Source organism: Lentilactobacillus laojiaonis, assembly GCF_020616595.1.
GTDB lineage: Bacteria > Bacillota > Bacilli > Lactobacillales > Lactobacillaceae > Lentilactobacillus > Lentilactobacillus laojiaonis.
Genome location: NZ_CP085278.1, coordinates 272,997 through 299,870, shown reverse-complemented (window position 1 = coordinate 299,870; position 26,874 = coordinate 272,997). Strand labels below are relative to the sequence as shown.

Below are 26,874 nucleotides of genomic sequence, written 5' to 3'. Positions count from 1 at the left end.
AGAGGCTTTTTTTATTATAGATTTTTATCCATATTATAAGTTAGTTTAGAAAGAGTTAATCCCTTTTCAATTAATTCATGACTAAAGTCAGTAGTTTTAACTTTCATTTGATCAACAATTTGATAATTTTGATTAGTTAAAAATTCAGTTAATTTTTCGCCACTGAGATTTTCTTTAATAGCTTGGTCAAATGTATTTTGAACGTGGGTTCTTAAAACTTGTTTCGTATCCGTTAAAAAGTCAATGTCATTTTGGATAAAATCACTATAGTGTGATTCAACTAACATTGATAATTTACGATACATCCAATAAGCACTAACATCATCACAATGTTCTGGAGTAGTTGAATAAGTTGGTGCTGTATCATTAGCATTTCCAAAGAATGGAACAAATGGAGTAAAGGCCGGTACTCCGAAACATAACCACATGATAGCTGACATTTCTTCGGGAACATCATTTCTTATTTGTAAGACATGTGAGTTTTGCGTACGGTTCATTGAAATTGGACGATAACGCAACTTGCTTGCAGCATCTCCCTTACCCAATGGATCGAATTCAGTTTCGTTATAGTGAGAACCTAAAATGTACTCAATATCTTCTACACTAATTAATTTATCGGTATAACAAATAAATGGCATTTCAGCAGAAGTTGGGTCTTGAATAATTTCTGGATTTAAGTAACGTTGAGCAAACCAAACTCGAGGCGTGTTATAAAAACGATCTTTTTCATTACTAGTTCCAAAAATATGTCTAAAGTTCCAACCAGATTTGTCGGTATTTAAATGGTATTTTTCAACAAATTCTTGAATTCCTTCAGACCACATAAAGTTTTTAGAATCATTGAAATCAACTTGTTGAATAGAAACTTGGTTAGCAGCAACTGCATAAGCATCATCTGGAATTCGTTGAGCTACCCAGTGATGTCCAGTAACAATTTCCATATACCAAACGTCATCTTTATCACTAAAGATAACTCCATTACCTTCAGGAGATCCATATTCTTTAATTAAATTACCTAGATATTGAACACCATCTCTTGCAGAATCAATAAATGGTAACACCATTGATTGAAGTGAGTCTTCTGCTAAACCATTAGCTACTAATGGATCATAGGCTAAGGCGCGTTCATTACCGTAGACACTTTCAGTTGCACTCATACCAACGTTTTTTTCGTTAAAACCACTTTCAGCATAAACCCCTTCTTTTTCAACAACTACATTAGGAGTTTCTTGATAACGATAACCGGATTCAGGTAGCGGTGCCGTAAATCCATTTTGGTTTGAAACCCAAGTTGCTTTGCGGTTATGCACAGCAGGTTGCATATCAAATCTTTGAGGAGTTAATGGCAAGAAAGTGTCATCATTTCTAGCGATCATGGTTGAACCATCAATACTAGCCTTCTTACCGACTAAAACGGTTGTACAAGCTGATAAATGTTTATCTAACATAAATTAAAATCTCCTTAATAAATTATAGTTTGGATGTCAATTCTACTTCCGGATACTTATCTTGGAACCATCGTAATGCAAATTGATTTTCAAATAAGAATAGTGGATCACCAAAACGATCCTTAACTAGTAGGTTTCTAGAAGAAGACATTTTTTCATCCAATTGATCAGGATTAATCCAACGTGCCATCTTATGACCCATTGGCTCCATCGTTACTTCTGAATTATATTCATTTTGCATTCTAAATTGGAACACTTCAAATTGAAGTTGTCCAACTGCTCCTAAAATATAATCATTAGTTGAATAAGAAGTATATAGTTGAACTGCCCCTTCTTGAACCAGTTGTTGAATTCCCTTATGAAATGACTTTTGCTTCATAACGTTTTTAGCGGCTACTCGGACAAACAGTTCCGGTGTAAATTGAGGTAACTTCTCGAATTGTAATTTATTTTTACCAATACAAATGGTATCGCCAATTTGAAAATTACCAGTATCATATAAACCAATAATATCCCCGGCTACCGCATTTTGCACATTTTCCCGAGTATTTGCCATAAATTCAGTAACGTTTGATAGACGTAATTTCTTATCAGTTCTAGTTAAATTAACATCCATCCCTTTGGTAAACTCACCTGAGCAAATTCGAACAAACGCAATTCGATCACGGTGTTTAGGATTCATGTTAGCTTGAATTTTAAAGACAAAACCAGAAAATTCCGGATTAGTAGCTTCAATAACTTGATCATCTTCAGTTTTATGAGCACTTGGTCCCGGTGCAAATTGTAAATAGGCATCCAAGAAAGTCTTAACCCCGAAGTTAACTAAAGCTGAACCAAAAAATACCGGAGTTTGTTGTCCGTTCATAATTTTTTCTTCGCTAAATTCATTTCCAGCCATTGATAACAACTCAATACTTTCTTTAGTTTCTTGGAATTGATCATTAGCAGCTAATTCAGAATCATTAATGGGGTTACCCTCATCATCTAATTGTACAAACTCACTAGGTTGATCATGTTTGTATAATTCTACTCGTTTATTAAATCGATCGTAAATTCCGTCAAGAGTTTTACCCATACCGATTGGCCAATTCATAGGATAGGCTTCTATACCTAAGACATCCTCTAATTGATCAATTAGATCCATAGGAGTTCGTCCATCACGATCTAATTTATTCATGAAGGTAAAGATTGGAATTCCACGCATTTTACAAATTTGAAATAGCTTTTTAGTTTGAGGCTCAATCCCCTTAGCAGAATCAATGACCATCACAGCTGAGTCAACAGCCATCAAGGTACGATACGTATCTTCAGAAAAATCCTCGTGACCTGGAGTATCCAAAATATTGATTCGTTTACCGGCATAATCAAATTGCATTACCGAACTGGTAACCGAAATACCACGTTTTTGTTCAATTTCCATCCAGTCAGATTTTGCAAAGTTACCGGTTTTACGGGCTTTAACCGTACCGGCTTCACGAACTACTCCCCCAAACAAAAGTAATTGTTCAGTAATAGTAGTTTTACCAGCATCAGGGTGAGAAATAATCGCAAAGGTTCTACGTTTATCAACTTCATTTTTTAGTTCTTGATTATTCATATTAAATTCCTTTCAGCCATCTAAATACTTATAAGTTTAACACAATTATTTTTGCAATTCATTTTTATATTAAAGTCTAATAAAAAATCCGAACCCATAAAGTTCGGACCTTTTTAATTAGATTTTTCAATTTGATGCATTACATAATTTACAACTTTAAATGAACTTAGTCCATCATTAATCGTACAGAAACGGTTATAGAAATTCATAAATTTTTCATTAGCGCTCATATCTGGATGACTTAGAGCATGATTAATTTCGGCTAATAATTGCTCTGAATTATTGGCAATTTTACCCGGAAGATCCGTTTCGTAATTAAGATAAAATCCACGTAATTCTTCTTTATATAGATGGTAATCATATGGATAAAATAGAATTGGACGTTTGAGATATGCATAATCGAAAAATACTGAAGAATAATCGGTTATTAAGACGTCTGACACTAAATACAAATCACTAATATTAGAGTGATTTGAAAAGTCATAAACAAAATCAGAATACTTAGAAATATCTAAAGCATTGGAAATCAAATAATGCATTCTTAAGATCAAGATTGTATCTTCACCAAAAGACTTTTTAAAGTCTTCTAAATCAAATGGTAATTCAAAAGTATATTTACCTTTAGCGGCAAATTGATTATCTCGATAAGTTGGAGCGTACATAACCACCTTTTTATCAGTCGGTATCCCCAATTTTTCTTTAATTAAATTGATATCTTCTGCTGGAGTATTAATTAGTTCATCATTTCGTGGATATCCCACTTTTAGAATTTGATTTTTAAACCCAAAGGCTGATCTAAATATTTGCGTAGAATAATCATTGGGAGAAACTAAGGCATCCCAACGATTAGCTTCTTTAACAAAATTTTTGTGATACTTATCAGTAGTAGTACCCGGCATAGAGACATTAGCAATATCTAATCCCAATTTTTTCAACGGAGTTCCATGCCAAGTTTGAATATATGTCACATAACTAGGCTTTTTAACCCAAGCTGGGAAGCGCGCATTACTAATCCAAAATTGAGATTTCTTCATGGTACGAACCCATTTAGCGGTATTTTTAACTACATAGTCAATTCCATTTTCCTTACAGAATCCTTTTAAGGAACTATCAATCGACCAAATCAAACGAATTCCGGGATAAAGTTTTTTAAATAAATTGTAGATAGCGTATGGACTATCACTAACCTGTCTACCCCCGAAACTTTCAAACATAATAGTATTTTCTTCAAACGGTGAATGCCCCCGTTTAAATAGTCGTTTCATATATAAAAGATTGATTTTTTCATTAACAATCTTAACTGCTTCAAAGGCACTTCCCACTTTTTGTACGGCGGCAGCAGCTTTTTCGCCGAAACTAGCAGCTGAAAATTCCTTAACCAAAATCCCATTAGTTAGATTTTTTTCAATAGCCACTTGGCGGTTACCTGGTAAATTAGCTAAGGTTGATTGACCACTTAGAGATTTAGTTATAACTGCTTTTTGGCGAATTTTTTGATCATTTAATTCGTATTCCACAAAAATCTCATTAGTACTATCACGTTCAATATCACTTAAAGGTACAGTTAACACAAACATCCCTTTAAATAAAGAATCACCAATAGAAAATTCTAATTGTTGTTCTGATTTGCGATTTTTTAAGATAAGCTTTTGATTTTTGATTTGGGTTCCATTAATTTGATTATAACCCGTCAATTCCAAGGCATTATCCGTTAAGTTAATAGAGTTAATAATAAAATCATTTTCTGCTTGATCGGTTTTTAAATTAAATAGTGCCATGCCTTTAGCATCACTATTAAATTGATAAAAACTAGTTAATTCCAATTGGTGGCGATCACTTAAGTATTCACTTTCCACTTGGATAATAACTTTTCTAGTATGGGTATTACTTACCAAATACATTTGCCATTCAAATTCAGTTTGTCCGATAGTTGATGGAAAATGGAAGTCTTGGGCATCAATATCAACTCGAATGATATTATGGCTTAAAACTTTCGTTATGGGTTTCATAATTGATGCTAAACTATTTTTTTCTACAAATAGTAAGCAAGTATGATCAAGAGTACCAACAACATCTAGTAATTCAAATTCTAAAGATTGTTGGCCTTTTTTTTGATGAACACCTGATAGAATCGCTCTCAATGTCATTTACTCCTTAATAATTAAATATAGTTCGATTTGATAGGTACGTTGTAATATCAACAACATCTTCAATATCTACATAAATTCTGGCATTTTCATAATCCAAGCTATTTAAAATCTCTCGATAAAAAGAGTTAATGTCATAGTAACGATCATAATTAGTATAATTAATTACTTCTCTTCTAACGAGATCACTTTGTGAATCTACATTAATTAAACCACCTGAATTATCAATGACACCTTCATCTAGAATCGTTTGCGGAATTGAAAGAACTGAAGTATTAGCTAATGAGTACATTGTACGCATTGGTTCATCGTGCAAAATAAATCTAAAGATTAGCTTCTGTTCATTATTTAATAACAAGGTTTCGGTCAAATGGCCGCCAACATACTTATGTATTCCAAACAAGTGATTATCTTTATCATAACTGGTAATTTGTTGTAACTGATTATCATCATCATAAAGCTTAATATCAAACGGAACTCCATCTTTATTCAAAGTAGATTCAGCGATAATATCACCTTCGGAATTAATATATCTTTCAACGGTATCTTTATTATTTTTAGAAACTCGTTTTTCTAATTTAGATAAATCAATCTTTTTAAGATCATCCGCAGTTAAATCAATACCTTTACGATTACCAAAAATATCCGTTAAAGTAATTACTTCAACTTCAGGTAAGTGGTATCTTTTGCCTAGCAAACTAAGTTCTTTTTTAGCAACCCAAACCTCATCAAAGTTAGTCATCGCTAATAAAATACTGATTTCAAAATTTCGATTGTTTAAATTTCCTAACTGCTTAATAAAATTTTGCTTTCTTAAACCATCAATTGACGTTACAAGAAAAATTACTTTTTTCATAATTATCTCCTGGTATTAAAATATCCCTAGCATTAAAACATACTAAGGATATCAAAATATATTTATTTAGCTTCCCAATGTTTAGAATCCTCTAAACCTAAATCATTTTTGATTTTAGTGGTAGAAATTCCTTCAGTTCTTGGTAGATAAACCACTTCACAATAATCCTCAAGAAAATCGAATTTACCCTTCCAATCATCGCCCATAACGAATACATCAATATCGTTATCTTTTACGTCTTGGATTTTTTGATCCCAAGATCTTTCTGGAAGGACTTGATCAACGTATTTTACTGCTTCTAAAATATATTTACGATCTTCATATGAAGTGTAAGCTTTTTTACCTTTTTCAGCGTTAAACTCATCAGTTGATAATACAACTGTTAAGTTATCACCATATTCACTAGCTCGTTTTAAGAGTCTAATGTGACCTTTATGAATTAAATCAAAGGTCCCATAAGTTATTACTTTTTTCATAAAATCTCCTATATGTTTCACACTCTGTGATGATATCAATAATTCAATATTAGCATATTGACAACGCTCGTCAATCGTTAATCTTAAATTTTAGACTAATTTCACAATTAATTTCTTAATTGATAGATATTATATAGATAGCTAACAATTACTTTGACAATCGCATATAGTGGAACTGCTAAAATCATTCCCATAATTCCAGCAATGTTTCCTGCGGCTAACAATATAATAATAATAGTTAATGGATGGATTTGGAGCGTTTTCCCAATTACATTGGGATAAACTAGGTTTCCATCAATCTGTTGTACAATAACTACCACGATAATATTATAAACGGTATTCATCAAGTTTCCAGTAGTTAACGAAATTGCTAAAGCCGGTGCGATTCCAATGTATGGGCCTAAGTAAGGAATGATGTTACAAATTCCTGCAATCACTCCTAAAAGTAACGCATACGGCATCCCAATAATAAAATATCCAATGGCTGTAAATGTCCCCACAAAAAGACATTCAATTACTTGGCCACCAATATATTTCGATAGGGTATCGCTCATTTTATTTAGTAGATCCATAACCTGATTTTGAGAACCTTTAGGTAATAATTTACGAATATTATTACCTAACTTATTACCATCTTTTAACATATAAAATAAAACTACCGGTACGGTTACTAATATAATCACAGCATTAGCAGTTGCTGAGATTAAGCCACCTAAACCATTAGAAATGCCATTTAAAATATCATTAGCTGAATTAGTGATATTCGAACTCATTTTATCGGTAATCTTCATTAAATCGGTTTTTTTGATGATTTGTTGGCTATTAACTTGCTTAAAAACTCGACCATATAGATCTTGAATACTATCCATAAATTTGGGCAAGTGATCAACCAAGGCGACAATTTGGTCAGTCAATCTTGGAACAAAGAATATTACCGACAACGTTATTAAACCGGCTAACAATAAGAAAACAATCGTAACCGCTAAGGTCCGACCAATTTTAAATTTCCCCAATTTAATCTTTGTAAGTAAATTAACAATTGGATTTAATATATAAAATAAAATTCCCGCTACTAAAATTGGAATAAAAACTGTAGAAATAAAAATTGCGATTGGTGAAAATACGAAACTAATTTTACTACAAATAAAAATAATTCCGACCACAATTAATATTTCTAACGACCAAAACATTAGCGAAGAATCTTTGAAACGTTTTAGCATTTGGTAAGCCTCCCCGATAGTCTATTAGCTTAATTCTAACATACTCATTTTGGATTTAATTTATCAATTGATAAATTAATATCATCCATGCTAAAGCCCTTCCGATATAGAGCTTGCTTGGTCTTTTGAATTTTTTGATATGGATCTAGCGCTTGATATTTTTTTAAATATTTACTTACCTGCTTATCAATAATTTGATCATCATGATTTTCGATATTTTTTGCCGCAATTGTTTCCATAATAATGCTAATAGCGTTGGTATCAAATCCCCGACGACTTAAAAACTGTCTAAGCTTGTTAAAAGCCATTTGCTGAGAATCTCGGCGATAATGTAAAATTTGTTTTTCAGCGATTTCTGTTCCAATTTCAATAATTGATTCTTCAGGATAAAAATCATAAATTGCTTGCTGAATGATATTATTATCCACTCGTTTGGATTTCAATTGGTTATCGATAAACTTAGGCCCTTTTTGTCGCTCCATCAAAACTGTGCGGACGTAACTTTCAGCATATATTTGATCGTTTAATAAATTTTGTGCTCTTAGTTTTTGAATCACTTGATCAATTTGTTCTTCGTCCTCACTAATTTCAGCTAATTTAACTTTTACTTCGTAGACCGTTCTCAGTTGATAAGATAGGTAATTCAAAGCCTTTTGATATAATTTTGATAAATTATCGGCATGGATTAAAGCGGTTTTTAACTCCTCACTGACTTCCATACCTTTAAAAATTTTATACTTAATTAATACATCTTCACTAACGGGAAACGCATAATTACCATCTAAATATACATTAAAGCGACCTAAACGTTTCTGGGCTTCAATCTTAGTAATTTTTTGCATATAATAGTCTTCCTCCTAAGTTAACTAAGTAGGTTAAATTCACTTTATTTTATTAATTTGATATACTTGATTTAAATTTAATTATAGGGATGATAAAACATGATTACTGCACAGGTAGTTTTTGCAACAATTACAGGTAACAACGAAGATGTCGCTGACATCATAACTGAACGTTTTGAAGATCGCGGACTAGATGTAAATCAAAGTGAAATTTCTCAAACTGATCCAACTGTTTTTAACGAAGTGGATATCTGTATCGTTTGTCCATATACATATGATGAAGGCCAATTACCAGAAGAAGGTATGGACTTCTACGACGAACTAAACGAAATGGACTTATCCGGAAAAATTTTCGGAGTTGCTGGTTCAGGAGACGTTTTTTATGAAGAATATTATAACCTAGCTGTAGATAAATTCGAATCAGCCTTTTTAAAAGCTGGTGCAACTAAGGGAACTGACAGCGTTAAAATTAATTTAGAACCCGATGAAATTGATATCGAAGCACTAGATGAATTTGTCGACGCTTTAATTGTCAAAGCCCAAACAAAAAACAATGACTAATTAGTCATTGTTTTTTTTATTATTATGCTTAATTGCTTGATTTACTTGTCTAGCTCTTTGAACTACTCGTTCTAAGGCGTCCTGTTGTTCTTGGATTTCTCCCTGTCTAACCTCTTGGATAGTAGCATTAATTACCCCACCAATTAATAAAATTAAGGCAGACAAATCTAGCCAAAACATTAAAGCGATAAACGTCCCAATGGTTTTATAGGTTGTAATTCCACTAGCAAAGTATTTTATATAGATCGAAAATCCCTGTGCTAATAAAAGAATTCCTAGGGATGAAAATAATGCTCCAATCCAGGCATATCTAAATTTAACCTTAGCATTGGGTACAAAATAAAATAACAGAGTTAGTAAAATTAAAATAACCATAATAGTAGTTGGCCATTTAACTGCACTGAATATTTCAATCCAATCTTTCGGGAAATTAATAATTGGTTTAATCCATACTAAGATCCACTGGCCAAAAATAAAGATTAAAATCATTAAAACTACAAAAACTAGTAACGCTAGCATCCATACAAACGAAATAATGCGATTAGAAATGGCAGTTTGGTTTTTCGCCACATCATACGATTGATTAATTGAACGCTGAAAAGCTGCAATCGCTCGACTAGCTGACCAAATCGTTACTAATAATCCAATTGATAATTGCCCCGTGCTATAACCATGAATGGTTGAATTAATAACGGGTTTAAGCATTGAGAAAATACTATCCGGAAAAATTGGTTCAAGATAGAGCAAAATTTCGTTAGCATGTAAATTCATTATTTGTAACACACTACCAAAAATAATAATTAATGGAAATAATGCAAACAAAAGATAAAAAGATAGTGCTGCTGCCGAATCCGAAACATTACCATTTTTATAATGTTTTAGAAAGGATTGAACATATCTTTTAGCTCTTAAATAATTATTTTTTAGCAATTAACTCACCTAGTCATTTACCAAGCGGTCTTTAATAGCTGATAAAATCCGTTTTGCTGCTTTTCCATCACCATAAGGATTTTTCGCTTCCGCCATTTTTTGATACTCAGCTGGTTTGTCCAGTAATAATTTCATACTACTTTTTATAGTCTTAGGATCAGTGCCAACCAATTTTAAAGTTCCCGCAGTAATTCCTTCAGGACGTTCAGTTTGTTCTCGTAAAACTAATACCGGTTTACCTAGTGAAGGAGCCTCTTCTTGGACTCCACCTGAATCCGTCATAATGAAGTAGCTTTTAGCAGATAAATTATGAAAATCAACCACATCCAAAGGGTCTACCAAATGAATTTGAGGATTATTATCAAATTCTTGATGCGCAATCGTTTGTACAGTGGGACTTAGATGTACTGGATAAATAATATCGACATCTTTATACTGGCTAACCACTTCATTAATCGCCTTAAAAGTTCGTTGCATAGGTTCTCCTTGATTCTCACGGCGATGCATCGTTAATAAAATAATACGATGACTTGGATTGATTTCATTTAAAACGGTGTGATCATAATCTTCACTAACGGTTTGTTGAAGGGCATCGATAGCAGTATTTCCCGTAACATAGATATTATTTTGATTATGATTTTCTTTAATTAGATTATTCTTGCTGAGCTCAGTAGGTGCAAAATATAGATCAGCTAATACGTCAGTTAATTGACGGTTCATTTCTTCAGGGAATGGTGACCATTTATCAAAGGTTCTAAGTCCGGCTTCTACATGACCTAGCATAACATGGTTATAAAATGCCCCTAAACTAGCGGCAAAAGTAGTCGTAGTATCTCCGTGAACCAAAATAATATCTGGCTGTTCTTGCTCAATAATTGAATTTAATTTAGTAATAACCCGAGTAGTAATATCGCTTAGGGTTTGGTTATCTTGCATGATATTTAAATCATACTCTGGTTTAATATTAAATATTTCTAACACCTGGTCTAGCATCTCCCGATGTTGACCGGTAACAACGGTAATTGGTTTAAAAGTTTCAGGTTCTTTTTTCATTTCTAGCACAATGGGTGCCATTTTTATAGCTTCTGGACGAGTGCCAAAAATAGTCATGACTTTAATCTGTGTTTTCATTAAACTCTCCTTTATCAAAAACTATTATATCAAATGATCTTAAGATTTTTTTGATTTATCCAAGTAATATAAAAATAATGTTATAATTTTATTGTTAACACAAAATTAACGAACACTGATTTTAATTATCGAGGTAAAAATATGGATTTAAATAACTTACTAAAGAAATATGCTGATTTAATTATTAAAACTGGTATAAATGTTCAACCCGGACAAACCATTATTTTATATGCAGATGTTGATCAAGCTCCACTAGCTAGATTGATTGTGGAAGCAGCATATGCGGCAAAAGCTAATGAAGTTATTTTAAAATGGAATGATCCGATAATTCAACGACAATATTTACAAAATACTTCGGTGGATCGTTTACAACATCCCTACGAGTTTGAAAAAGTTGCCGCTAAAGAATTGATGGATAAACATGCCAGTCGAATTTCCCTACTATCGGCTTCACCAGAAGCTTTAAACGGAATCGATCCTCAAAGAATACATATCTCACAAACTGCTCAATCTAAAGTAAAACAACCAGTTACTAAAGCAACCATGAATAATGATATTAGTTGGTTAGTAGTAGCGGGAGCATCATTGGAATGGGCTCAAAAAGTCTATCCTAATTTATCAAATCAAGAAGCACTTAATAAATTATGGGAATCTATTTTAACTATTTCTCGAGTTACCTTAGATGAACCTAATCGAGCTTGGCAAGAACATATTAAGTTCTTAAACCAACGAGCTAAGTGGTTAAACGATTATCAATTTGATGCCTTGCATTATCGATCAGACCAAACTGATTTAACTATCGGATTACCCGAAAATCATCTTTGGGAAGGCGCCGGATCTAATGATAAAGCGGGCAACTTCTTTGTTCCCAATATTCCTACAGAGGAAGTTTTCACTGCTCCGGACTATCGCCGAATTGACGGAGTAGTAGCTGCAACTTATCCACTCAGTAACAATGGTCAGTTAATTACCAATATTAAATTAACTTTTAAAGATGGCCACGTAATTAAAGCTACTGCTGACCAAGGAGCCGATTTCTTAAATCAATTGATAAAAACAGATGTCGGTGCTAGCTCACTAGGTGAAATTGCACTAGTACCTGAGGATTCTCCTATTGCTAAAACTAAAACAATTTTTTATAATACATTGTTCGATGAAAATGCATCCGATCATTTAGCATTAGGTGCCGCTTATCCATTTAGTATTCAAAATGGTACTAATATGGATGCCAACCAACTAAAAGAAGTTGGATTAAATCAATCTGAAATCCATGTCGATTTCATGATTGGATCTAACAAAATGAATATTGACGGTATTACTAAAGACGGTCAAAAAATACCAATTATGCGAAATGGTAATTGGGTATAATTTGGAGGAATTATTTTGAAAACAATTAGTTTAATTGTCCCCTGCTACAATGAGGAACCAACCATCAACATTTTTTACGATACAACGGAAAAGGTTTTTGAAAAACTAAATAATCAATCAACTGAAACCTATGTACCGGAATACTTATTTGTTAATGATGGATCTAGTGATAAAACGTTAGATGTGATGCGTAATCTACACAATCAACATCCTGACACCGTCCACTACCTATCATTTTCAAGAAACTTTGGTAAAGAATCTGCACTTTCAGCCGGTTTAAAAAATGCCCAAGGCGACTATGTAGCCGTAATGGATGTAGATTTACAAGATCCACCAGAGCTCTTACTTCAAATGGTTCCTATTCTAGAAAGTAAAGAATATGAATGTGTTGGCTGTGTTCAAACTACTCGTGATGAAAAATCATTTAAGTCATTCCTATCTTCAACTTTTTACAAGATGATCAATAAAATGGCAGAAGTTAAAATGAAACAAAACGTTCGAGATTACCGCTTAATGACTCGTAAATATGTTGATGCTGTTTTATCACTACCTGAATATAATCGTTTTAGTAAGGGTATCTTTGCTTGGGTTGGTTTTGAAACCAAGTATATTGAATTTGAAGGAGTAGCTAGATCAGCTGGTGAAACCTCATGGTCATTTTATAAATTATTCCAATACTCACTCGAAGCAGTAGTTGATTTTTCAGACGTGCCTTTAAAAATGGCTACCTTTAGTGGAGTAATTGTTTGTTTAATTTCTTTAATTGCCTTAATTTTTGTAGTAATTAGAGCCTTAATTTACGGTAACGCAGTTAGTGGTTGGGCTTCAATTGTTTCAATCCTATTATTTATGAGTGGTGTACAACTTCTCTTCCTAGGAATTTTAGGTAATTATATTGGCAAGATCTATCTAGAAACTAAGCATCGTCCTGAATATATTATTGAGGAAAAGAAATAATATGATACAAAAACTAAAAGATAGCTACCAAAAATATAATGAAATCATTGCCTATCTATTTTGGGGAGTTATTACCACCGTTATTAACATTGGAGTATTTGCTATTTTAGAGCATTTTACTAATTTAAATTACCAAGTTAATAATTTGATTGCTTGGTTTATCAGTGTCTTCATAGCTTTTATTTCTAATAAAGCCTATGTTTTCCATGCAACCTCTAACTCTTTTACCCACCTATTAAAACAAATGTTTTCATTTTATGCAGGCCGAGTTTTATCGTATGGATTTGAAGTAATTATCTTGTGGGTTGGGATTTCTTTATTAGATGGTAACGAAATTATTGTTAAAATCATCGATAATATTGTAGTGATTATCATCAATTATTTCTGGTCAAAATTAGCAGTATTTAAAAAGTAGGCTAATTAATTGCAATTAATTCATAAAATTATATACTGTAAATATAGAAGTTGAATAACTCCTATCACACATATGATTTAGTTTGCTTAATACATAAGAGGTCTATTTTGACAGCTCTTTGTCCCCTCACATTTATTTGTGGGGGGTTTTCTTATTTGAAAGGATTTTTATATGGGTCAAAGACATTTACATACTATGCCCTTTAACCACCATCGTTTTCCTAACGGGGTTTATAGTAAAAAAATTGGTGTTAAATTACTAGCTGTCGCTTGCTTAATGATAATCTTATTAGCGGGCATTGCGATGCTAATGATGTAAAAGGATCTGTTAAAACTAATCATGGTTTTAGCAGATCCTTTTTTAAATAACTTTGAATGTCGTATAATAAATTTGGTATGATGTAATAGATTCAATTTATTATAAGGAGCTTTCCATGAAAATCAAAACATTAATCGTTAGCACGATCGCTATCCTTGGTATTGGCGGTCTGGGATATACCACTTGGTATAAAAATCATTTTGCCCTCAATACTAAAATTAATAACGTCAGTGTGGCCAATTTAACAGCCAAACAAGCTGCTAAAAAACTTAATCAAACTGCCAACCAACGTCAAATAATCTTAAAAGATAAAAATCTAACTAAAAAAATTGATGTCCAAACTGATCTAACAATTAGTCCGCAAGAGCTTAAACCCCTACTTAAAAAATCGCACACTAATAAAAAATTAGTCGTTAACGCTAGCCAAACTAAGCAAATAGATTTAGCTACTAAAAATGGTACTAGTCAATTAATTACTTGGGTTAATCAGGTAAACCTTAACCGAAAAATTTCCAAGCCAGAAACTTATAAGCTTAAAAATAACAAATTAATAAAAATTAAAGCCCAACCGGGAAACTATATTAATGTTTCTGCACTTAAAAAAGCTATTAATCAGAAAAAAGATAATATTTCAAATCTTAATATTACGGCTGAATATTTAGGTGAAAATAAAGTCCAAGCTAAAAAAAATCAAGTAGCTGCCAACAATATGAAATGGGCGTTGCAGCATTCCTTAGTTTATAAGATTAATAATCATACATATAAACTAAGTCCTCAAAAATATTTAATTAGTGGAAGTTTAAAAAATGGTGGCTGGCAAATTAATCATTCTAAATTAACAACCACAATCAATAAGATTATTAATAAAAATCAAACCATGCATAAAGCCATTAAATTTAAAACTCATTCCGGTAAAGTAATCACTACTAACACTTCCGCGGAATCTAATTATGGTTGGACAGCTGATGCAACTGCTGAAACCAACTCTATTATTAACGCCTGGACTAGTAAAAAGACTACCTATAAAGCCTCACATATTACCGGTACTGGTTATCTACAAGCAGGAACAAAATTAAGCGACGGTAATTACGTTGAAGTTAATCTCACCACCCTATATGAATACGTTTATAAAAATCATAAATTAATTGCTACAATTCCTGTCATGAGTGGCTTGGTAAATTCCGAAACTCCAACTGGTTTGTTCCATGTCTTATATAAACAATCTCCATCAGTATTAAGGGGACTTAATTCAAATGGGACTAAATATGCTTCTAAGGTTAACTATTGGGTACCAATTACCGAAGACGGTGTAGGTTTGCATGATTCTGATTGGCAACCTGCTTCGGTTTATGGAAACCCAAGTGCTCGTAGTAATTATCATTCACATGGTTGTATTAATAACCCACCATCAAAAATGCCAATTATTTGGAAATATACTTACACTAATATGCCCGTAATTATTTACTAATAAAAAAAGCTAGGAAATTTTTCCTAGCTTTTTTTATTCGGTTACCGTAAATTTAAATCTTTGATCAAACAATTCCATATTAATGATTTTTATTAAATTTTCAGCTTCATCCACACATACATTATTTAATGCTAAATAATAACCGGTATTATCACTTTCGATAGTTAGTAACAAGGCTTTATTATTTGCTCGGACACATAAATTGTTCATTTGAGGTTCAAAACTAATTTTATTATTAAAGACTTTTTTTAGAATAAACTCTAACTCCTTAATTTCAAAATCAGTGAAATTTCGTTTTTGTGAGATGATATTGTTAATCATATCATCAATAATTTCAACATGGCTTTCTTTAAACTCACTGATAAAGATATCTCGATCATAACTTTTATCATACACAAATTCATCACGAGGCATGTTTAGAAGCTTATTAAGTAAACATAGTCCCCCGACTGCTAACATAATAATCGTAACAATGTAAAATGCACTCATAATTATCTCCATTTCAAATTAAACCACAACAACTTACCAATATCTCTATGTATAAATACTATCAAAATATGTTACATAAATTAACTATTGTATCTTGTGAAATGCAAATTTAGCATTAATACCAAAATAATGACTTATAATTTAATTAGTTAATGACATAAGGAGGACTAGTCAATGATCCGAACTAAGAACATGCCTCAAGAAACTTTTGATATTCAGCGAACGATGCGGATGATCCATTCTCTTAAAATGTATCGTAATGTTAACATCGAAGAAATTACGCCCTTTAAACATGAAATTGATAATTTAAATAACGAATCTAAAGTTATGGCTAATTTAATCCCTTTTGATATTGGTGACCAAGTATTTTACAAGGATAATCCCATGGGAATTGAACATAATGATTTTGTAGTTTCAGGGTTAGATTACGATCATCACAAAGTAGAAATCCAAACTCTGGAATATAATCAAGGTCGGACGGATTTAATAAATTCTAGTGATAAGATTGCCGTAGATATCGATAAATTAACTAGACAAAAACATTCTGGCTATAGTGGTGTCGATGTCTTTTCATTTACTTCCATCTATGATGCTCAATGGGCTAAAAATAATTTAAATGAATTAGTTAAACTAGATTTTTTGGCTTATGAAAATACTGACGGTACAATTGTTTTAGGATACTTTGATGATCCCTTCGGCAAAGGCGCCTTAATCGAATACCTTGGTCCACTCTTTAAAAAAATCCATGAAAACTAAAAAAGATGAAGAATTTATCTTCATCTTTTTTTATTTTTCTGCAATTGTTCGACCTTGATAATCGATAATACGATCACTAGAAACATCTCGATATTGAATATTTTTAAAAATGTCCCGTCCAATTAAAATAGTTTTTAATTTGTCACCATCGTCCAATTTAACTCCCAGAATAATTAAATCGAATTGTTTTTGATAACCAATAATATAGATATCATCACTACGTTCTTCACTTAATTCATTTCTAAAATACTTATTAATATATCGAATTTTTACGCTACACATATATATTTCAGGAGAAATATCGGTATTTTCAACTGCTTTGTCAAACTGGTCAAAAGTAAACTTTTGGGTTTCACTAATGTAATCTTGCATAGCATCATATGGCGTTTTTTTAATATCTGCATACAACATACCAACAGGTAACTGTTTAAAATTAGGTTGATGCATTAACCAATCAATTACACAGTTAAAAATTGATTCATTAAATATATTGGTAGTAATTAACGATATTTCTACCTCATCTAGGCTTCCTGCATCATTAATAGGCTTTTGAATTAAAATAAAAGTAGGTTTAAACATCGATAAATCAAATTCAACAATTTCATCAGCTGCTTTTAAATCTATTACATTAATGTGGATTGGAAAAATTCGACCAGTATATTCACTTGATTTAAAAAAATCATGGTAATCGGTTTTAAATCCAGTTCCATATAATTGAGAGAAAAGTCGATGAATATTTCTACGATTAAAGGCAATTTGTAAATCTTTACTATGGTCATAAAAATTTTCTACCGCTTGAGCTAGCTTATCTCTCGTTGCTTCATTAGGATCTAAATTACTATTTAAATCGGTAATAATTGAAGCGACTTGCTCTTCGCTTAATTTTAAATCACTGGATTTAAATTGATATTGATCACTTTCTTTTACAAAAATTTCATTATATAACTCCTGATTTTTCATCATATTCCCCACCCTTTTATAAAATAGCCTAGTTTAAGTTTAACTTTTAAGTAATTTAATGTAAAAAGGAAAGCTTAAGATTTTATTAAGCTATTTAATTGTAAATCTAATTTGATCATGATAATTTTATATAGGTAAATTATTTATTAATTAGCAAATAGAAAAGAGGGGTATCATGCAAGCAGAACCAAACAAACTCAGTAACCAAATTGATATTAACCAACCTAAATATTATCAAGAATATAATTCTAGGTCACAATCGTTAAATACCATTGATGCTGCTAGTGGTAAAATTGTTCATTCTACTAAAAGCGCTGGCCCTTTTAAAAATATTCGTGAAAAATAAATAAAAACATCGGGAGATCCCGATGTTTTTATTTTCCCAATTAAGCTAGGCAAAATTAGTTTAATATTTTTTCAATGTATTATAATGTCCATGACTAGAAATAGTCATGATATTTCTTTTAAAGTTTTAAAAGGAGGGCTGACTATGGATAGTTTAAATGATCGTACAGAATTCCAAAAAATTAAAACCGTTGATCAAATGGTTGAAAATATGGAATTACTTCCCAATCAATCTATTGAAGAAGTTTCTACCCATAAATCTAAAGTTAATGATAATTTGTCATTAACTAATTTAACACCGTTTCACATTCAGGATGAGATTTTAGGGGTCGATAGTATTGAACCGGTTGCCGACGCCATATATGTGGTCCGAGACTTAAACTACGATAACAACACTGCTTTAGTTGGTTATCAAAAATTCGATGATGAAACTAGTTCATATATCGAATCCGTGGATACTGAAACAGTTAATATCAGTGATTTGAAACGTGATGTTAATTTTTATCCAAATCTAGATTTGTATTCGTTCACTATTAGTTGGGCTAATGATTGGGTAAAGCAGCATATTGATACAATTGCTAAATTGGATTTTTCACTTTACGTTGATGATAATGGTAAAGCTTACCTTACAACGGACGGACCCGATCCAATTAAATATAATTGGCAACCACTTTTTGAAAAAATGATTATGTCAAAATAAAAACAGACACCTAAAAGGTGTCTGTTTTTTCAGTATATGGCCCCACCCAGACTCGAACTGGGATCTACCGCTTAGGAGGCGGGTGCCCTATCCAGTTGTGCTATAGGGCCAAGATACTGAATTATTTTCTCATTTTATTTAATTAATGTAAAGTCTTAATTCCGCTCCGAATTCTTTTTACGCATTCCTTTTCGTTTAGAATGTTTTTTCTTAGATTTCGGCGATTTTTTGGAGTTTACTGATTTTTCATTCTTAGAAATTTTTGTAGTTGGTTTACTTACTGGAGTATTTTTAGACCCGCGACTATTAGTTTGAGTTTTATCTTTAGCTTCGCTTACTGGCTTAACCGTTGGCTTAGGCTTAGTAGTCGATAACACATTCCCATTAAAGTAAACTTGAGTCAAAGTATAATCTTGATCGGTTAACAACTTCTTGAGATTTCGAATGTCATGATCATTACCTAAGTTAATTACTTGGCCAGATCTCCCCATTCGCCCAGTACGACCTACTCGATGAATGTAAGTTTTTTCATCCTTAGGTAAATCATAGTTAACTACTGCAGGTAAATTATCAATATCCATTCCACGAGCAGTTACGTCCGTGGTCAATAATAAGCGAATTTTACCAGTTCTAAATTCTTTAATCGCTTTACTACGGTCAATTTGTTTTTGTTCACTAGTAAGTTTAGCGGCTTCTTTTATATTCCGATGCTTTAAAAAACTAAAAGTTTTTTCTAAGGTATTCATTTGATTAAAAAAGACTAACGCCTTGAAATTTTTATCATGAATTAATCTTGGTAGCATGGCTGCCTTTTTTAAATTATCAACGATTAAGACATTGTGCGTAACCACACCCTGGGTGTCATCAATTGCTCGAACGTCAATAGTTTTAATATCAGGTATAAACCAACGATTAACATTTTGAAGGGTTTCATTAGTAGTAGCTGAGAAAAAGTCAATTGATAAATCACGATTAGATTTATCTACAATAGTTCTAACTTGATCTAAAGTATCACCAGCTAATAAATTATCAGCCTCATCAACCACAATGGCTGAAATTTGATCAGTCTTTAGTTTACCCAACTCAATTAAATTTAAAATTCTTCCGGGTGTACCTACTACTACGTGGGGATGTTTTTTTAATTTTTCCATTTGGCGCTTAACATTTGCTCCCCCAATCATTGATTGGACAGAAACACCAATTAGATTTCCCCAAGTCGTCATCACTTTGGAAGTCTGGATACCTAATTCAGCTGTAGGTTCTAAAACAATTACTTGGGTTCCCAAGTTTAAATCAATGGTTTCTAATAAAGGTAACGTAAAAGCCACGGTTTTTCCTGATCCAGTTGGTGATAACCCTAAAATACTATTGTGGTTTTTTAATTCTGGATAGGCTGCCTCTTGAATTGCAGTTTGTTTTTGGTAGCCTAATTTTTGTGCATAATTTTTGAATTCTTCTAACACTAATATTCTCCCATTCAAATTAAATTAATCATTTGGAAATTTTAAATGTGCATCTTGGCGTAAATTAAATAACAATTTATTTACGTTAATACTTAGTTCTCTTAATCGTTCATACTCTAATTGATTATCCGGATCTTGTGGATCATTAATAATTTTGGCAAAGTCTTTGATTTCACCAAACATAGGATTAAATTCATCAACATTTCCAATCACATGTCTAGTCTTATCTTGATCAATATAAACAACTTCTTCGATTTCACCGGCATCATCAATTTCAATGGTATCCTTTAAACCATAAATTTCTGAAGTCATGTATGAATTTACAATTTTACCAAAGTTTAAGACAACTGTAAATTCAGGATATTGTAAAATTGCAGTTCCTTTACCATCTACTCCAGTATCAATTAGTTGTGGATAATAGGCCACCTCTTCTGGCATACCAAACAAAGCAACTGCATCGTATACCGTGTAAACTCCTAAATCTTGTAAAGCTCCACCGGCAAATTTAGGTGAAAAAACATTCGGTACCTTACCAGCTAAGACATCATCATATCGTGAAGAATATTTTTCATAGGTAAAGTTAGCCCCAGAAATTTGGTCCATTTTGCTAACTTGTAGAGCTAAGGCTTTAAAGTTTTCTGTGTGAATTTGGCGAGCAGCTTCAAAATATAAGACCCGCGGGAATTTTTTCAATTCTTCTTGAATAAGCGTCATTTCTTTTTGATTAGCAAAGGCCGGTTTTTCAACAATAACATTTTTCTCATGATTAATAGCTAGTTTAGCTTGTTCAAAATGCAAACTATTTGGTGAAGCAATGTAGACGGTATCAAAAATACCTTGTTCAAAGAACATCTCTAAGTCATCATAAAATTCGGTAGCTCCGTTATGTTTACCAAATTCGGTGGCATGTTCCATACTTCTTGAATAGACTGTAGTTAATTGGTATTGATCACTTAATTTAATGGCATCAATAAATTGTTGAGTAATCCAATTGGTTCCGATAATTCCAAGTTTAATCATTTTTTATTCCTCCCTAGCTTTCTGGTTATAGTATAATTGTACCAATGATTTCACTAATTTAAAATTTAAACCTTCAATTAAATCGTGACGGGGGATACAGAATATGAAAAAACGTAGCCTATTATTATTCACTACTTCATTAATTAGCAGTTTTATTTTATTAAATAAAAAGCATAATTCTAATCAAGGCAGTTCTAAAAATTCCGACCTTTTTATCGGTAACTGGAATTATATTGATCAAAAAAATATTCAGCACCAATTAGTAATTGATAAACAATTAAATCTATTTATCGATGATCAACTAACTAATCAAAATGCTCCAAAAGTAATGCCGTACACCCTATACTATATCGATCACTTTGGTTACCAACTAATTATTAAGGCCAATGAAGTACGACCAATTACCTATTATGACGAAGCTAGTAATTTAACTTTTAACTTACTAGCTTCCAAGTGAATTAATATTAGTATTCCACTGACGTTTACTACCGTTGTAAACTATTCGATATAAATAAGCGCTACTATTTCGCATAGAGATCTTATATTTATTTTCCGAAGAAATAAATTCAACCTCGGAATTTTGCTTTTTAAATTTATTATCAATAATCCAAATTTTAAAATTACTATCTAAATATTTTGCCAGCTCACCTTTAATTTCTTGTGGCATTTGAATAACGACTGATTGATTATAATAACGATTGATTTTTTCAGCTAGTTGATTAATCCGCTTAGCATATTCTTTCCAGTCAACATTATCTTCATCATAATCACCATAGTAATCTACATATATTGAAATTGGTAAGATCCCCGTATTAAATTCAGTTTCTTTAATAAAGTTATTGAATTGACTATCAACAGAACTTGAAAAACTAAACACATGATATATCCCTACTGCTAACTGAGATCCCTGACTTCTTTCATAATTGGAAGTAAAATTATCATCCGTATAACTTGAGCCTTGAGATGCTCGTAAATAGACGAAATTAATTTCACCATTCTTTAATTCATTAAAGTCCAAGTAGCCATCCTGTTGGGAAATCATAACCCCTTTAACCTGATATTTATCAAAATTTCTATTACGAGAACCAATCATGATAAATGAAATTAAAATTAAAATAGACAACAAAAAAGCGCTGATAATTACCCATGATCGGCGCCTTTTTTTTCGATATGCTTGTGAGTAAATTGGTTGAATATCTTTACGTTGCAAACAAATTCATCTCTTTTTATTGTATTCTAATCTCGCGTACTTTCAATTACCCCTTGTACGTTTCGGATAGTTGTTTCACTATCTGGTCCCATTCTTACTGCAACCATCATAAATAAAGTATCTAATATGGTAATTTGTGCTAATAAGGAATACATCCCCTCGGACCGATAATCGGATTCTTCACTATAAGATATAAATATAATATCACTTAAATTTGCCAATGGCGAATCTCGATTACTGGTAATTCCAATAATGGTTACACCTTTTTGTTTTAAGATATTAGCAATTTTTAACGTTTGCTGGTTTTTACCAGAATGAGAAATTAAAATCGCACAATCATCTTTAGTCATCCGCACTGCCTGCATTAATTGGATATCATAATCCGTATAATAAAAACAATTTTTAGAAGTTCGTAAAAATTTATGATAACCATCTAAGGCCACAATAGATGACCCGCCTAAACCAAAGAATCCTAATTGATGACAATCAATAATTCTTAGGACCGCCCGAGCAAACTCGGTTTCGTCTACATTATTTAAAGTGTCTTGCAAAGCTTGCTGAGATCCAGCAAACACCTTTCTAGCAATACTTGATAAGGTATCCGTAACATCAATTTCTTTAAAGATTGGTAAATTCTGAGGTTTTAATTGAGCATAGGCAAGTGCTAAAGTAAATTCTCTAAAATTGGTGTATCCTAAACTTTTAACTAACCGCGATACGGAGGCCGTAGAAGTATCGGTAATTTTTGATAGCTCCTCAATATTTAATTCCGCAGCTTTTTTGGGATCATTAATAATAAAATTAGCTATTTTTTTATTAGTCTTACTTAAATTATCAAAATCTTGAGATAATAATTCAACAGGAGAACTCATATTAACACCTACCAGTTTATTTTCGCCTTTTGTACACATTTTACAATAAATAACTTGAAGTGTGAAAATTTTTTTCATATAATGTTATGTATTAATTAGCTCTAATTGAGTTTCTTTATATCTATATGTTACAATTGTTAATAGCAAGAAGTAAGCGTAATTACTTCATTGAAAGTCGATTCCATTATTTTTTAAATATCATAATGGTTTAGATATTTTTTATTGCTTTCTAAAGAAACCGTTTTCAAAAAAGCTATTTTAAATTTTTTCTCTTACCTGAAAGGAAGTATAAATATGGAATACATGCTAGGTGTTGATATCGGTACAACCAGTGTTAAAACTGTTCTTTATGATACCGATGGAAAAGTTAAAGGTTATTCAAACAATGGATACCCACTTTATCAAGATACTCCAGATATGAATGAAGAAGATCCCGAAGAAATTTTCTCAGCCATTACTGAAGGAATTGGTGAAGTAGTTCGAAAAGCTAATATTCAAAGTAGTGAATTAAAAGGTGTATCTTTCTCATGTGCTATGCACAGTCTAATCTTACTAGACGAAAATTACAAACCATTAACTCGTGCCATCTTATGGGGCGACAACCGTTCAGTTAAATATGCTGATGAACTAAAACAAAGTCCTACTGGTATGGAACTTTACCAAAAAACTGGTGTTCCAATTCACCCAATGACTCCTCTTTCAAAAATGATTTGGTTACGTAACGAACACGCTGATGTATTCAATAAAGCACGTTGGTTCGTAGGAATTAAAGAATACGTTCTTTACAAATTATTCGGTGAATTAAAAGAAGATTACTCAATCGCCAATGCAACTGGTTTATTTAATATTTATAACCTTGATTGGGATGACCAAGCTCTTGAAGTTGCCGGAGTTACTAAAGATCGTTTACCAGAATTAGTTGATACTACTTATCAATTAAAAGGTCTTCACGAAGAATACGCTAAAGTACTTGGTATTGATATTGATACCCCATTCATTATTGGTGCATCAGATGGCCCATTAGCTAACCTTGGGGTTAACGCAACTAAGCCAGGCGTAGTTGCTGTAACTATTGGTACTTCAGGTGCCGTTCGTGTTATCACTGACAAACCTAAGACTGATCCTAAAGCTCGTGTATTCTGTTACTACCTTGCTAAAGACATGTGGGTAATTGGTGGTCCTGTTAACAATGGTGGGGTTGTATTCCGTTGGGTTCGTGATCAATTATGTGCTCCAGAAAAAGTTACTGCCGAACAAATGCAAATCGATCCTTATGACCTATTAACTGATATCGCTTCAAAAATTCCAGCAGGTTCAGATGGTTTAATCTTCTTCCCATTCTTAGGTGGCGAAAGAGCTCCTATCTGGGATGCTAATGCTCGTGGTTCCTTCTTCGGATTAAGCCGTACGCACACTCGTGCTCACATGATCCGTGCTTCTCTAGAAGGTATCATTTATAACCTATATACCGTTATGTTAGCCTTAGAAGAAGTTGTTGGTAAACCAAGTAGCATCCAAGCTAGTGGTGGATTTGCTCGTTCAGAACTATGGCGTCAAATGCTAACTGATATTTTTGAACAAGATGTTTCTATTCCAGAAAGTTTTGAAAGTACTGCTCTTGGTGCTGCTACTCTTGGAATGTACAGTCTTGGTATCATCGACAGTTTAAGTGATGTTTCTAAATTTGTTGGTAATACTGTAACTCATCATCCAAATCCAGAAAACTTTGAAGCATACCGTGATTTAATTCCTATCTACATTCGATTAAGTCGTTCACTTCAACCTGAATATGCTAACATTGCTGAGTTCCAAAGAACTCATAAAACTACTAATAAAAATAACGTTAGCCACAGCTAATTAGTTATTTAATTAAAACAAATAAAACGATGATCATAATATTTGGTCATCGTTTTATTTGTTTTTAGGTGGTAAAATATTTAGTATTGAATTATATGATTCCTTATAAAGCGAGGACAATTACATGGAAAATAATTTAAAAAAGGATATCGGATTATTTGCCGCTATCTCAACTGTCATGGGAACAGTTATCGGTGGTGGAATCTTCTTTAAGACATCCGCTGTTACACAAGCTACTCATGGAGTTGGCTTATCCCTATTAGTTTGGTTTATTGGTGGTATTTTGACAATCTGTGCGGGTTTATCCGTCTCTGAACTAGCTGCTGCTATGCCCAAAACTGGTGGCCCGATTGAAATAATTGGACATACATATGGATCAATTTGGGGATTTTTACTGGGTTGGGCCCAAATGTTGGTTTACTTCCCAGCCAATATTGCCGCCCTATCAATTGTATTTGCCACACAAATAATTAACCTATTTCATTTAAGTAGTGGTTACCTCATTTTAATTGCTCTATTATGTTCCGGTAGTGTTACCGCTCTTAACTTTTTAGGAGCTAAAGTTGGTGGTCAAGTTCAGTCAATCACCCTAGTTATCAAATTAATTCCTATTTTTATTATTGCAATTGCGGGATTACTAATTCCCGGTAAAGTAAGCATTTCATTAATTCCGTTGGTCTCATCCCACGCTCACGTTAATCTGATCACTGCTTTTAGTGGAGGATTATTAGCAACTTTATTTGCCTATGATGGCTGGCTAGGAGTTTGCAATATCGCCGGTGAAATGAAAAATCCTAAACGAGATTTACCATTAGCAATTATTTTAGGACTCACTTTTATCATGATTATCTATATCCTAATTAACGTAGCTTTTCTAAAAACTTTACCGCTTGATCAATTAGCTGGTAATCAAAATGCCGCTTCGGATGCTGCGATTAAAATGTTTGGCCAATTAGGTGGTAAATTAGTTACTGTCGGTATTTTAATTTCCGTTTATGGAGCTATTAATGGATATACTCTAACAGGAATGCGCGTACCTTTCACTTTAGCCAATAATAACTCATTACCTTTTAGTAAGCTATTTACCAAAATTTCTACTAATACTTCGGTGCCCTATGTTGCCGGCATCTTTGAATTTATTATTTCTACTATTATGGTCATTATGGGTAATTTTGATATGTTAACCAACATGTTAGTGTTTGTTATGTGGATCTTTAATACCCTACTTTTTATCGCCGTCTTTAAATTACGTCGAGTGGAGCCAGAGTTAGAACGTCCTTATAAAGTTCCTGGTTACCCAATTGTGCCTCTAATTGCCATTTTAGGGGGAGTCTTTATTCTTTCAACCACTATCATTACCCAACTAGGATTAGCCATTGTAGGGTTAATTATTACCGCTATTGGCATTCCCATTTATTACATTCACAAATGGTATATAAAAAAAGCATCTAACTAATTGTTAGATGCT

General features: G+C 32.5%; 27 protein-coding genes and 1 tRNA gene. 12 read left to right on the top strand and 16 right to left on the bottom strand.

What is annotated here, in order from left to right; all coding sequences use genetic code 11:
* Nucleotides 1-14: 14 nt before the first annotated feature.
* The 7 genes from LHL71_RS01540 to LHL71_RS01510 form a co-directional block, all read right to left on the bottom strand.
* Nucleotides 15-1,448: a C69 family dipeptidase gene (locus LHL71_RS01540; RefSeq protein ID WP_227361298.1), complete on the bottom strand. Its 1,434-nt coding sequence runs from the start codon at nt 1,446-1,448 to the stop codon at nt 15-17.
* 22 nt (nt 1,449-1,470) lie between these two features.
* The gene (locus LHL71_RS01535; protein ID WP_227361297.1) at nt 1,471-3,045 is read right to left on the bottom strand and encodes a peptide chain release factor 3; all 1,575 of its coding nucleotides are present in this window, start codon (nt 3,043-3,045) and stop codon (nt 1,471-1,473) included.
* 113 nt (nt 3,046-3,158) lie between these two features.
* Nucleotides 3,159-5,186 (bottom strand): CDP-glycerol glycerophosphotransferase family protein, encoded by a 2,028-nt coding sequence (locus tag LHL71_RS01530; RefSeq protein ID WP_227361597.1) that lies wholly within the window; start codon nt 5,184-5,186, stop codon nt 3,159-3,161.
* 13 nt (nt 5,187-5,199) lie between these two features.
* The gene (locus LHL71_RS01525) at nt 5,200-6,048 is read right to left on the bottom strand and encodes a hypothetical protein (RefSeq protein ID WP_227361296.1); all 849 of its coding nucleotides are present in this window, start codon (nt 6,046-6,048) and stop codon (nt 5,200-5,202) included.
* A gap of 62 nt (nt 6,049-6,110) precedes the next feature.
* Entirely contained in the window at nt 6,111-6,524 is a 414-nt protein-coding gene (gene tagD, locus LHL71_RS01520) for a glycerol-3-phosphate cytidylyltransferase (RefSeq protein ID WP_227361295.1), read from the bottom strand.
* 107 nt (nt 6,525-6,631) lie between these two features.
* On the bottom strand, nt 6,632-7,744 hold the full coding sequence (locus LHL71_RS01515; protein ID WP_227361294.1) for an AI-2E family transporter: 1,113 nt from the start codon (nt 7,742-7,744) through the stop codon (nt 6,632-6,634).
* 44 nt (nt 7,745-7,788) lie between these two features.
* Nucleotides 7,789-8,586, bottom strand: a complete 798-nt coding sequence (locus LHL71_RS01510) for a RecX family transcriptional regulator (protein ID WP_227361293.1) — start codon at nt 8,584-8,586, stop codon at nt 7,789-7,791.
* A 99-nt stretch (nt 8,587-8,685) separates the two neighbouring features.
* Between LHL71_RS01510 and LHL71_RS01505 the strand changes: the two genes are divergently transcribed.
* The gene (locus LHL71_RS01505; protein ID WP_227361292.1) at nt 8,686-9,147 is read left to right on the top strand and encodes a flavodoxin; all 462 of its coding nucleotides are present in this window, start codon (nt 8,686-8,688) and stop codon (nt 9,145-9,147) included.
* Here the strand turns inward: LHL71_RS01505 and LHL71_RS01500 are convergent, their stop codons facing one another.
* Together LHL71_RS01500 and wecB are read right to left on the bottom strand one after the other, a co-directional pair.
* Nucleotides 9,148-10,077, bottom strand: a complete 930-nt coding sequence (locus tag LHL71_RS01500) for a YihY/virulence factor BrkB family protein (RefSeq protein ID WP_227361291.1) — start codon at nt 10,075-10,077, stop codon at nt 9,148-9,150. It lies immediately after the preceding gene.
* A 9-nt stretch (nt 10,078-10,086) separates the two neighbouring features.
* Nucleotides 10,087-11,208, bottom strand: a complete 1,122-nt coding sequence (gene wecB, locus LHL71_RS01495) for a non-hydrolyzing UDP-N-acetylglucosamine 2-epimerase (protein ID WP_227361290.1) — start codon at nt 11,206-11,208, stop codon at nt 10,087-10,089.
* 141 nt (nt 11,209-11,349) lie between these two features.
* On the opposite strand from wecB, the gene LHL71_RS01490 reads away from it, so the two are divergent.
* From LHL71_RS01490 to LHL71_RS01470, 5 genes are all read left to right on the top strand, one after another.
* Nucleotides 11,350-12,576, top strand: a complete 1,227-nt coding sequence (locus LHL71_RS01490) for an aminopeptidase (protein ID WP_227361289.1) — start codon at nt 11,350-11,352, stop codon at nt 12,574-12,576.
* A 15-nt stretch (nt 12,577-12,591) separates the two neighbouring features.
* On the top strand, nt 12,592-13,533 hold the full coding sequence (locus LHL71_RS01485; RefSeq protein ID WP_227361288.1) for a glycosyltransferase family 2 protein: 942 nt from the start codon (nt 12,592-12,594) through the stop codon (nt 13,531-13,533).
* Nucleotide 13,534: 1 nt separating this feature from the next.
* Nucleotides 13,535-13,948 (top strand): GtrA family protein, encoded by a 414-nt coding sequence (locus LHL71_RS01480; protein WP_227361287.1) that lies wholly within the window; start codon nt 13,535-13,537, stop codon nt 13,946-13,948.
* A gap of 171 nt (nt 13,949-14,119) precedes the next feature.
* Nucleotides 14,120-14,266 carry a hypothetical protein gene (locus LHL71_RS01475; RefSeq protein ID WP_227361286.1) on the top strand — a complete coding sequence of 49 codons (147 nt, stop codon included), beginning with the start codon at nt 14,120-14,122 and terminating at the stop codon, nt 14,264-14,266.
* A gap of 115 nt (nt 14,267-14,381) precedes the next feature.
* The gene (locus LHL71_RS01470) at nt 14,382-15,734 is read left to right on the top strand and encodes a L,D-transpeptidase family protein (RefSeq protein ID WP_227361285.1); all 1,353 of its coding nucleotides are present in this window, start codon (nt 14,382-14,384) and stop codon (nt 15,732-15,734) included.
* Nucleotides 15,735-15,767: 33 nt separating this feature from the next.
* Here the strand turns inward: LHL71_RS01470 and LHL71_RS01465 are convergent, their stop codons facing one another.
* Nucleotides 15,768-16,223: a hypothetical protein gene (locus tag LHL71_RS01465; protein ID WP_227361284.1), complete on the bottom strand. Its 456-nt coding sequence runs from the start codon at nt 16,221-16,223 to the stop codon at nt 15,768-15,770.
* A 174-nt stretch (nt 16,224-16,397) separates the two neighbouring features.
* Between LHL71_RS01465 and LHL71_RS01460 the strand changes: the two genes are divergently transcribed.
* Nucleotides 16,398-16,979, top strand: coding sequence for a hypothetical protein (locus tag LHL71_RS01460; RefSeq protein WP_227361283.1), 582 nt, complete (start codon nt 16,398-16,400; stop codon nt 16,977-16,979).
* 30 nt (nt 16,980-17,009) lie between these two features.
* On the opposite strand, the gene LHL71_RS01455 is transcribed toward LHL71_RS01460, so the two are convergent.
* Entirely contained in the window at nt 17,010-17,942 is a 933-nt protein-coding gene (locus LHL71_RS01455) for a hypothetical protein (RefSeq protein WP_227361282.1), read from the bottom strand.
* A 172-nt stretch (nt 17,943-18,114) separates the two neighbouring features.
* On the opposite strand from LHL71_RS01455, the gene LHL71_RS01450 reads away from it, so the two are divergent.
* Together LHL71_RS01450 and LHL71_RS01445 are read left to right on the top strand one after the other, a co-directional pair.
* Complete coding sequence (locus tag LHL71_RS01450) at nt 18,115-18,285, top strand: hypothetical protein (RefSeq protein WP_227361281.1); 171 nt, start codon at nt 18,115-18,117, stop codon at nt 18,283-18,285.
* Between the two features lie 144 nt (nt 18,286-18,429).
* Nucleotides 18,430-18,984: a hypothetical protein gene (locus LHL71_RS01445; RefSeq protein WP_227361280.1), complete on the top strand. Its 555-nt coding sequence runs from the start codon at nt 18,430-18,432 to the stop codon at nt 18,982-18,984.
* A 37-nt stretch (nt 18,985-19,021) separates the two neighbouring features.
* On the opposite strand, the gene LHL71_RS01440 is transcribed toward LHL71_RS01445, so the two are convergent.
* From LHL71_RS01440 to LHL71_RS01430, 3 genes are all read right to left on the bottom strand, one after another.
* Nucleotides 19,022-19,094, bottom strand: a tRNA-Arg gene (locus LHL71_RS01440).
* Between the two features lie 45 nt (nt 19,095-19,139).
* On the bottom strand, nt 19,140-20,447 hold the full coding sequence (locus LHL71_RS01435) for a DEAD/DEAH box helicase (protein ID WP_227361279.1): 1,308 nt from the start codon (nt 20,445-20,447) through the stop codon (nt 19,140-19,142).
* 24 nt (nt 20,448-20,471) lie between these two features.
* A complete protein-coding gene (locus LHL71_RS01430; RefSeq protein ID WP_227361278.1) occupies nt 20,472-21,467 on the bottom strand; it encodes a Gfo/Idh/MocA family protein in 996 nt (331 codons plus the stop codon).
* A gap of 103 nt (nt 21,468-21,570) precedes the next feature.
* Here LHL71_RS01430 and LHL71_RS01425 point away from each other — a divergent pair, with 103 nt between their 5' ends.
* Nucleotides 21,571-21,924, top strand: coding sequence for a DUF4828 domain-containing protein (locus LHL71_RS01425; protein ID WP_227361277.1), 354 nt, complete (start codon nt 21,571-21,573; stop codon nt 21,922-21,924).
* Here the strand turns inward: LHL71_RS01425 and LHL71_RS01420 are convergent.
* Both LHL71_RS01420 and LHL71_RS01415 read right to left on the bottom strand, forming a co-directional pair.
* Nucleotides 21,910-22,677 carry a GH25 family lysozyme gene (locus LHL71_RS01420; RefSeq protein ID WP_227361276.1) on the bottom strand — a complete coding sequence of 256 codons (768 nt, stop codon included), beginning with the start codon at nt 22,675-22,677 and terminating at the stop codon, nt 21,910-21,912. The two genes, LHL71_RS01425 and LHL71_RS01420, sit on opposite strands and share 15 nt — an antisense overlap.
* A 26-nt stretch (nt 22,678-22,703) precedes the next feature.
* Entirely contained in the window at nt 22,704-23,549 is an 846-nt protein-coding gene (locus LHL71_RS01415; RefSeq protein WP_227361275.1) for a MurR/RpiR family transcriptional regulator, read from the bottom strand.
* Nucleotides 23,550-23,843: 294 nt separating this feature from the next.
* Between LHL71_RS01415 and gntK the strand changes: the two genes are divergently transcribed.
* Complete coding sequence (gntK, locus tag LHL71_RS01410; protein ID WP_227361274.1) at nt 23,844-25,406, top strand: gluconokinase; 1,563 nt, start codon at nt 23,844-23,846, stop codon at nt 25,404-25,406.
* Between the two features lie 124 nt (nt 25,407-25,530).
* Nucleotides 25,531-26,862: an APC family permease gene (locus LHL71_RS01405; protein ID WP_227361273.1), complete on the top strand. Its 1,332-nt coding sequence runs from the start codon at nt 25,531-25,533 to the stop codon at nt 26,860-26,862.
* The last annotated feature ends 12 nt before the right edge of the window (nt 26,863-26,874 follow it).

Bases quoted from the DNA above. Each gene is read 5' to 3' on its own strand.
- LHL71_RS01540 (WP_227361298.1), bottom strand. From the start codon at position 1,448: ATGTTAGATAAACATTTATCAGCTTGTACAACCGTTTTAGTCGGTAAG.
- LHL71_RS01535 (WP_227361297.1), bottom strand. From the start codon at position 3,045: ATGAATAATCAAGAACTAAAAAATGAAGTTGATAAACGTAGAACCTTT.
- LHL71_RS01525 (WP_227361296.1), bottom strand. From the start codon at position 6,048: ATGAAAAAAGTAATTTTTCTTGTAACGTCAATTGATGGTTTAAGAAAG.
- tagD (WP_227361295.1), bottom strand. From the start codon at position 6,524: ATGAAAAAAGTAATAACTTATGGGACCTTTGATTTAATTCATAAAGGT.
- LHL71_RS01515 (WP_227361294.1), bottom strand. From the start codon at position 7,744: ATGCTAAAACGTTTCAAAGATTCTTCGCTAATGTTTTGGTCGTTAGAA.
- LHL71_RS01510 (WP_227361293.1), bottom strand. From the start codon at position 8,586: ATGCAAAAAATTACTAAGATTGAAGCCCAGAAACGTTTAGGTCGCTTT.
- LHL71_RS01505 (WP_227361292.1), top strand. From the start codon at position 8,686: ATGATTACTGCACAGGTAGTTTTTGCAACAATTACAGGTAACAACGAA.
- wecB (WP_227361290.1), bottom strand. From the start codon at position 11,208: ATGAAAACACAGATTAAAGTCATGACTATTTTTGGCACTCGTCCAGAA.
- LHL71_RS01490 (WP_227361289.1), top strand. From the start codon at position 11,350: ATGGATTTAAATAACTTACTAAAGAAATATGCTGATTTAATTATTAAA.
- LHL71_RS01480 (WP_227361287.1), top strand. From the start codon at position 13,535: ATGATACAAAAACTAAAAGATAGCTACCAAAAATATAATGAAATCATT.
- LHL71_RS01475 (WP_227361286.1), top strand. From the start codon at position 14,120: ATGGGTCAAAGACATTTACATACTATGCCCTTTAACCACCATCGTTTT.
- LHL71_RS01470 (WP_227361285.1), top strand. From the start codon at position 14,382: ATGAAAATCAAAACATTAATCGTTAGCACGATCGCTATCCTTGGTATT.
- LHL71_RS01465 (WP_227361284.1), bottom strand. From the start codon at position 16,223: ATGAGTGCATTTTACATTGTTACGATTATTATGTTAGCAGTCGGGGGA.
- LHL71_RS01460 (WP_227361283.1), top strand. From the start codon at position 16,398: ATGATCCGAACTAAGAACATGCCTCAAGAAACTTTTGATATTCAGCGA.
- LHL71_RS01455 (WP_227361282.1), bottom strand. From the start codon at position 17,942: ATGATGAAAAATCAGGAGTTATATAATGAAATTTTTGTAAAAGAAAGT.
- LHL71_RS01450 (WP_227361281.1), top strand. From the start codon at position 18,115: ATGCAAGCAGAACCAAACAAACTCAGTAACCAAATTGATATTAACCAA.
- LHL71_RS01445 (WP_227361280.1), top strand. From the start codon at position 18,430: ATGGATAGTTTAAATGATCGTACAGAATTCCAAAAAATTAAAACCGTT.
- LHL71_RS01430 (WP_227361278.1), bottom strand. From the start codon at position 21,467: ATGATTAAACTTGGAATTATCGGAACCAATTGGATTACTCAACAATTT.
- LHL71_RS01425 (WP_227361277.1), top strand. From the start codon at position 21,571: ATGAAAAAACGTAGCCTATTATTATTCACTACTTCATTAATTAGCAGT.
- LHL71_RS01415 (WP_227361275.1), bottom strand. From the start codon at position 23,549: ATGAGTTCTCCTGTTGAATTATTATCTCAAGATTTTGATAATTTAAGT.
- gntK (WP_227361274.1), top strand. From the start codon at position 23,844: ATGGAATACATGCTAGGTGTTGATATCGGTACAACCAGTGTTAAAACT.
- LHL71_RS01405 (WP_227361273.1), top strand. From the start codon at position 25,531: ATGGAAAATAATTTAAAAAAGGATATCGGATTATTTGCCGCTATCTCA.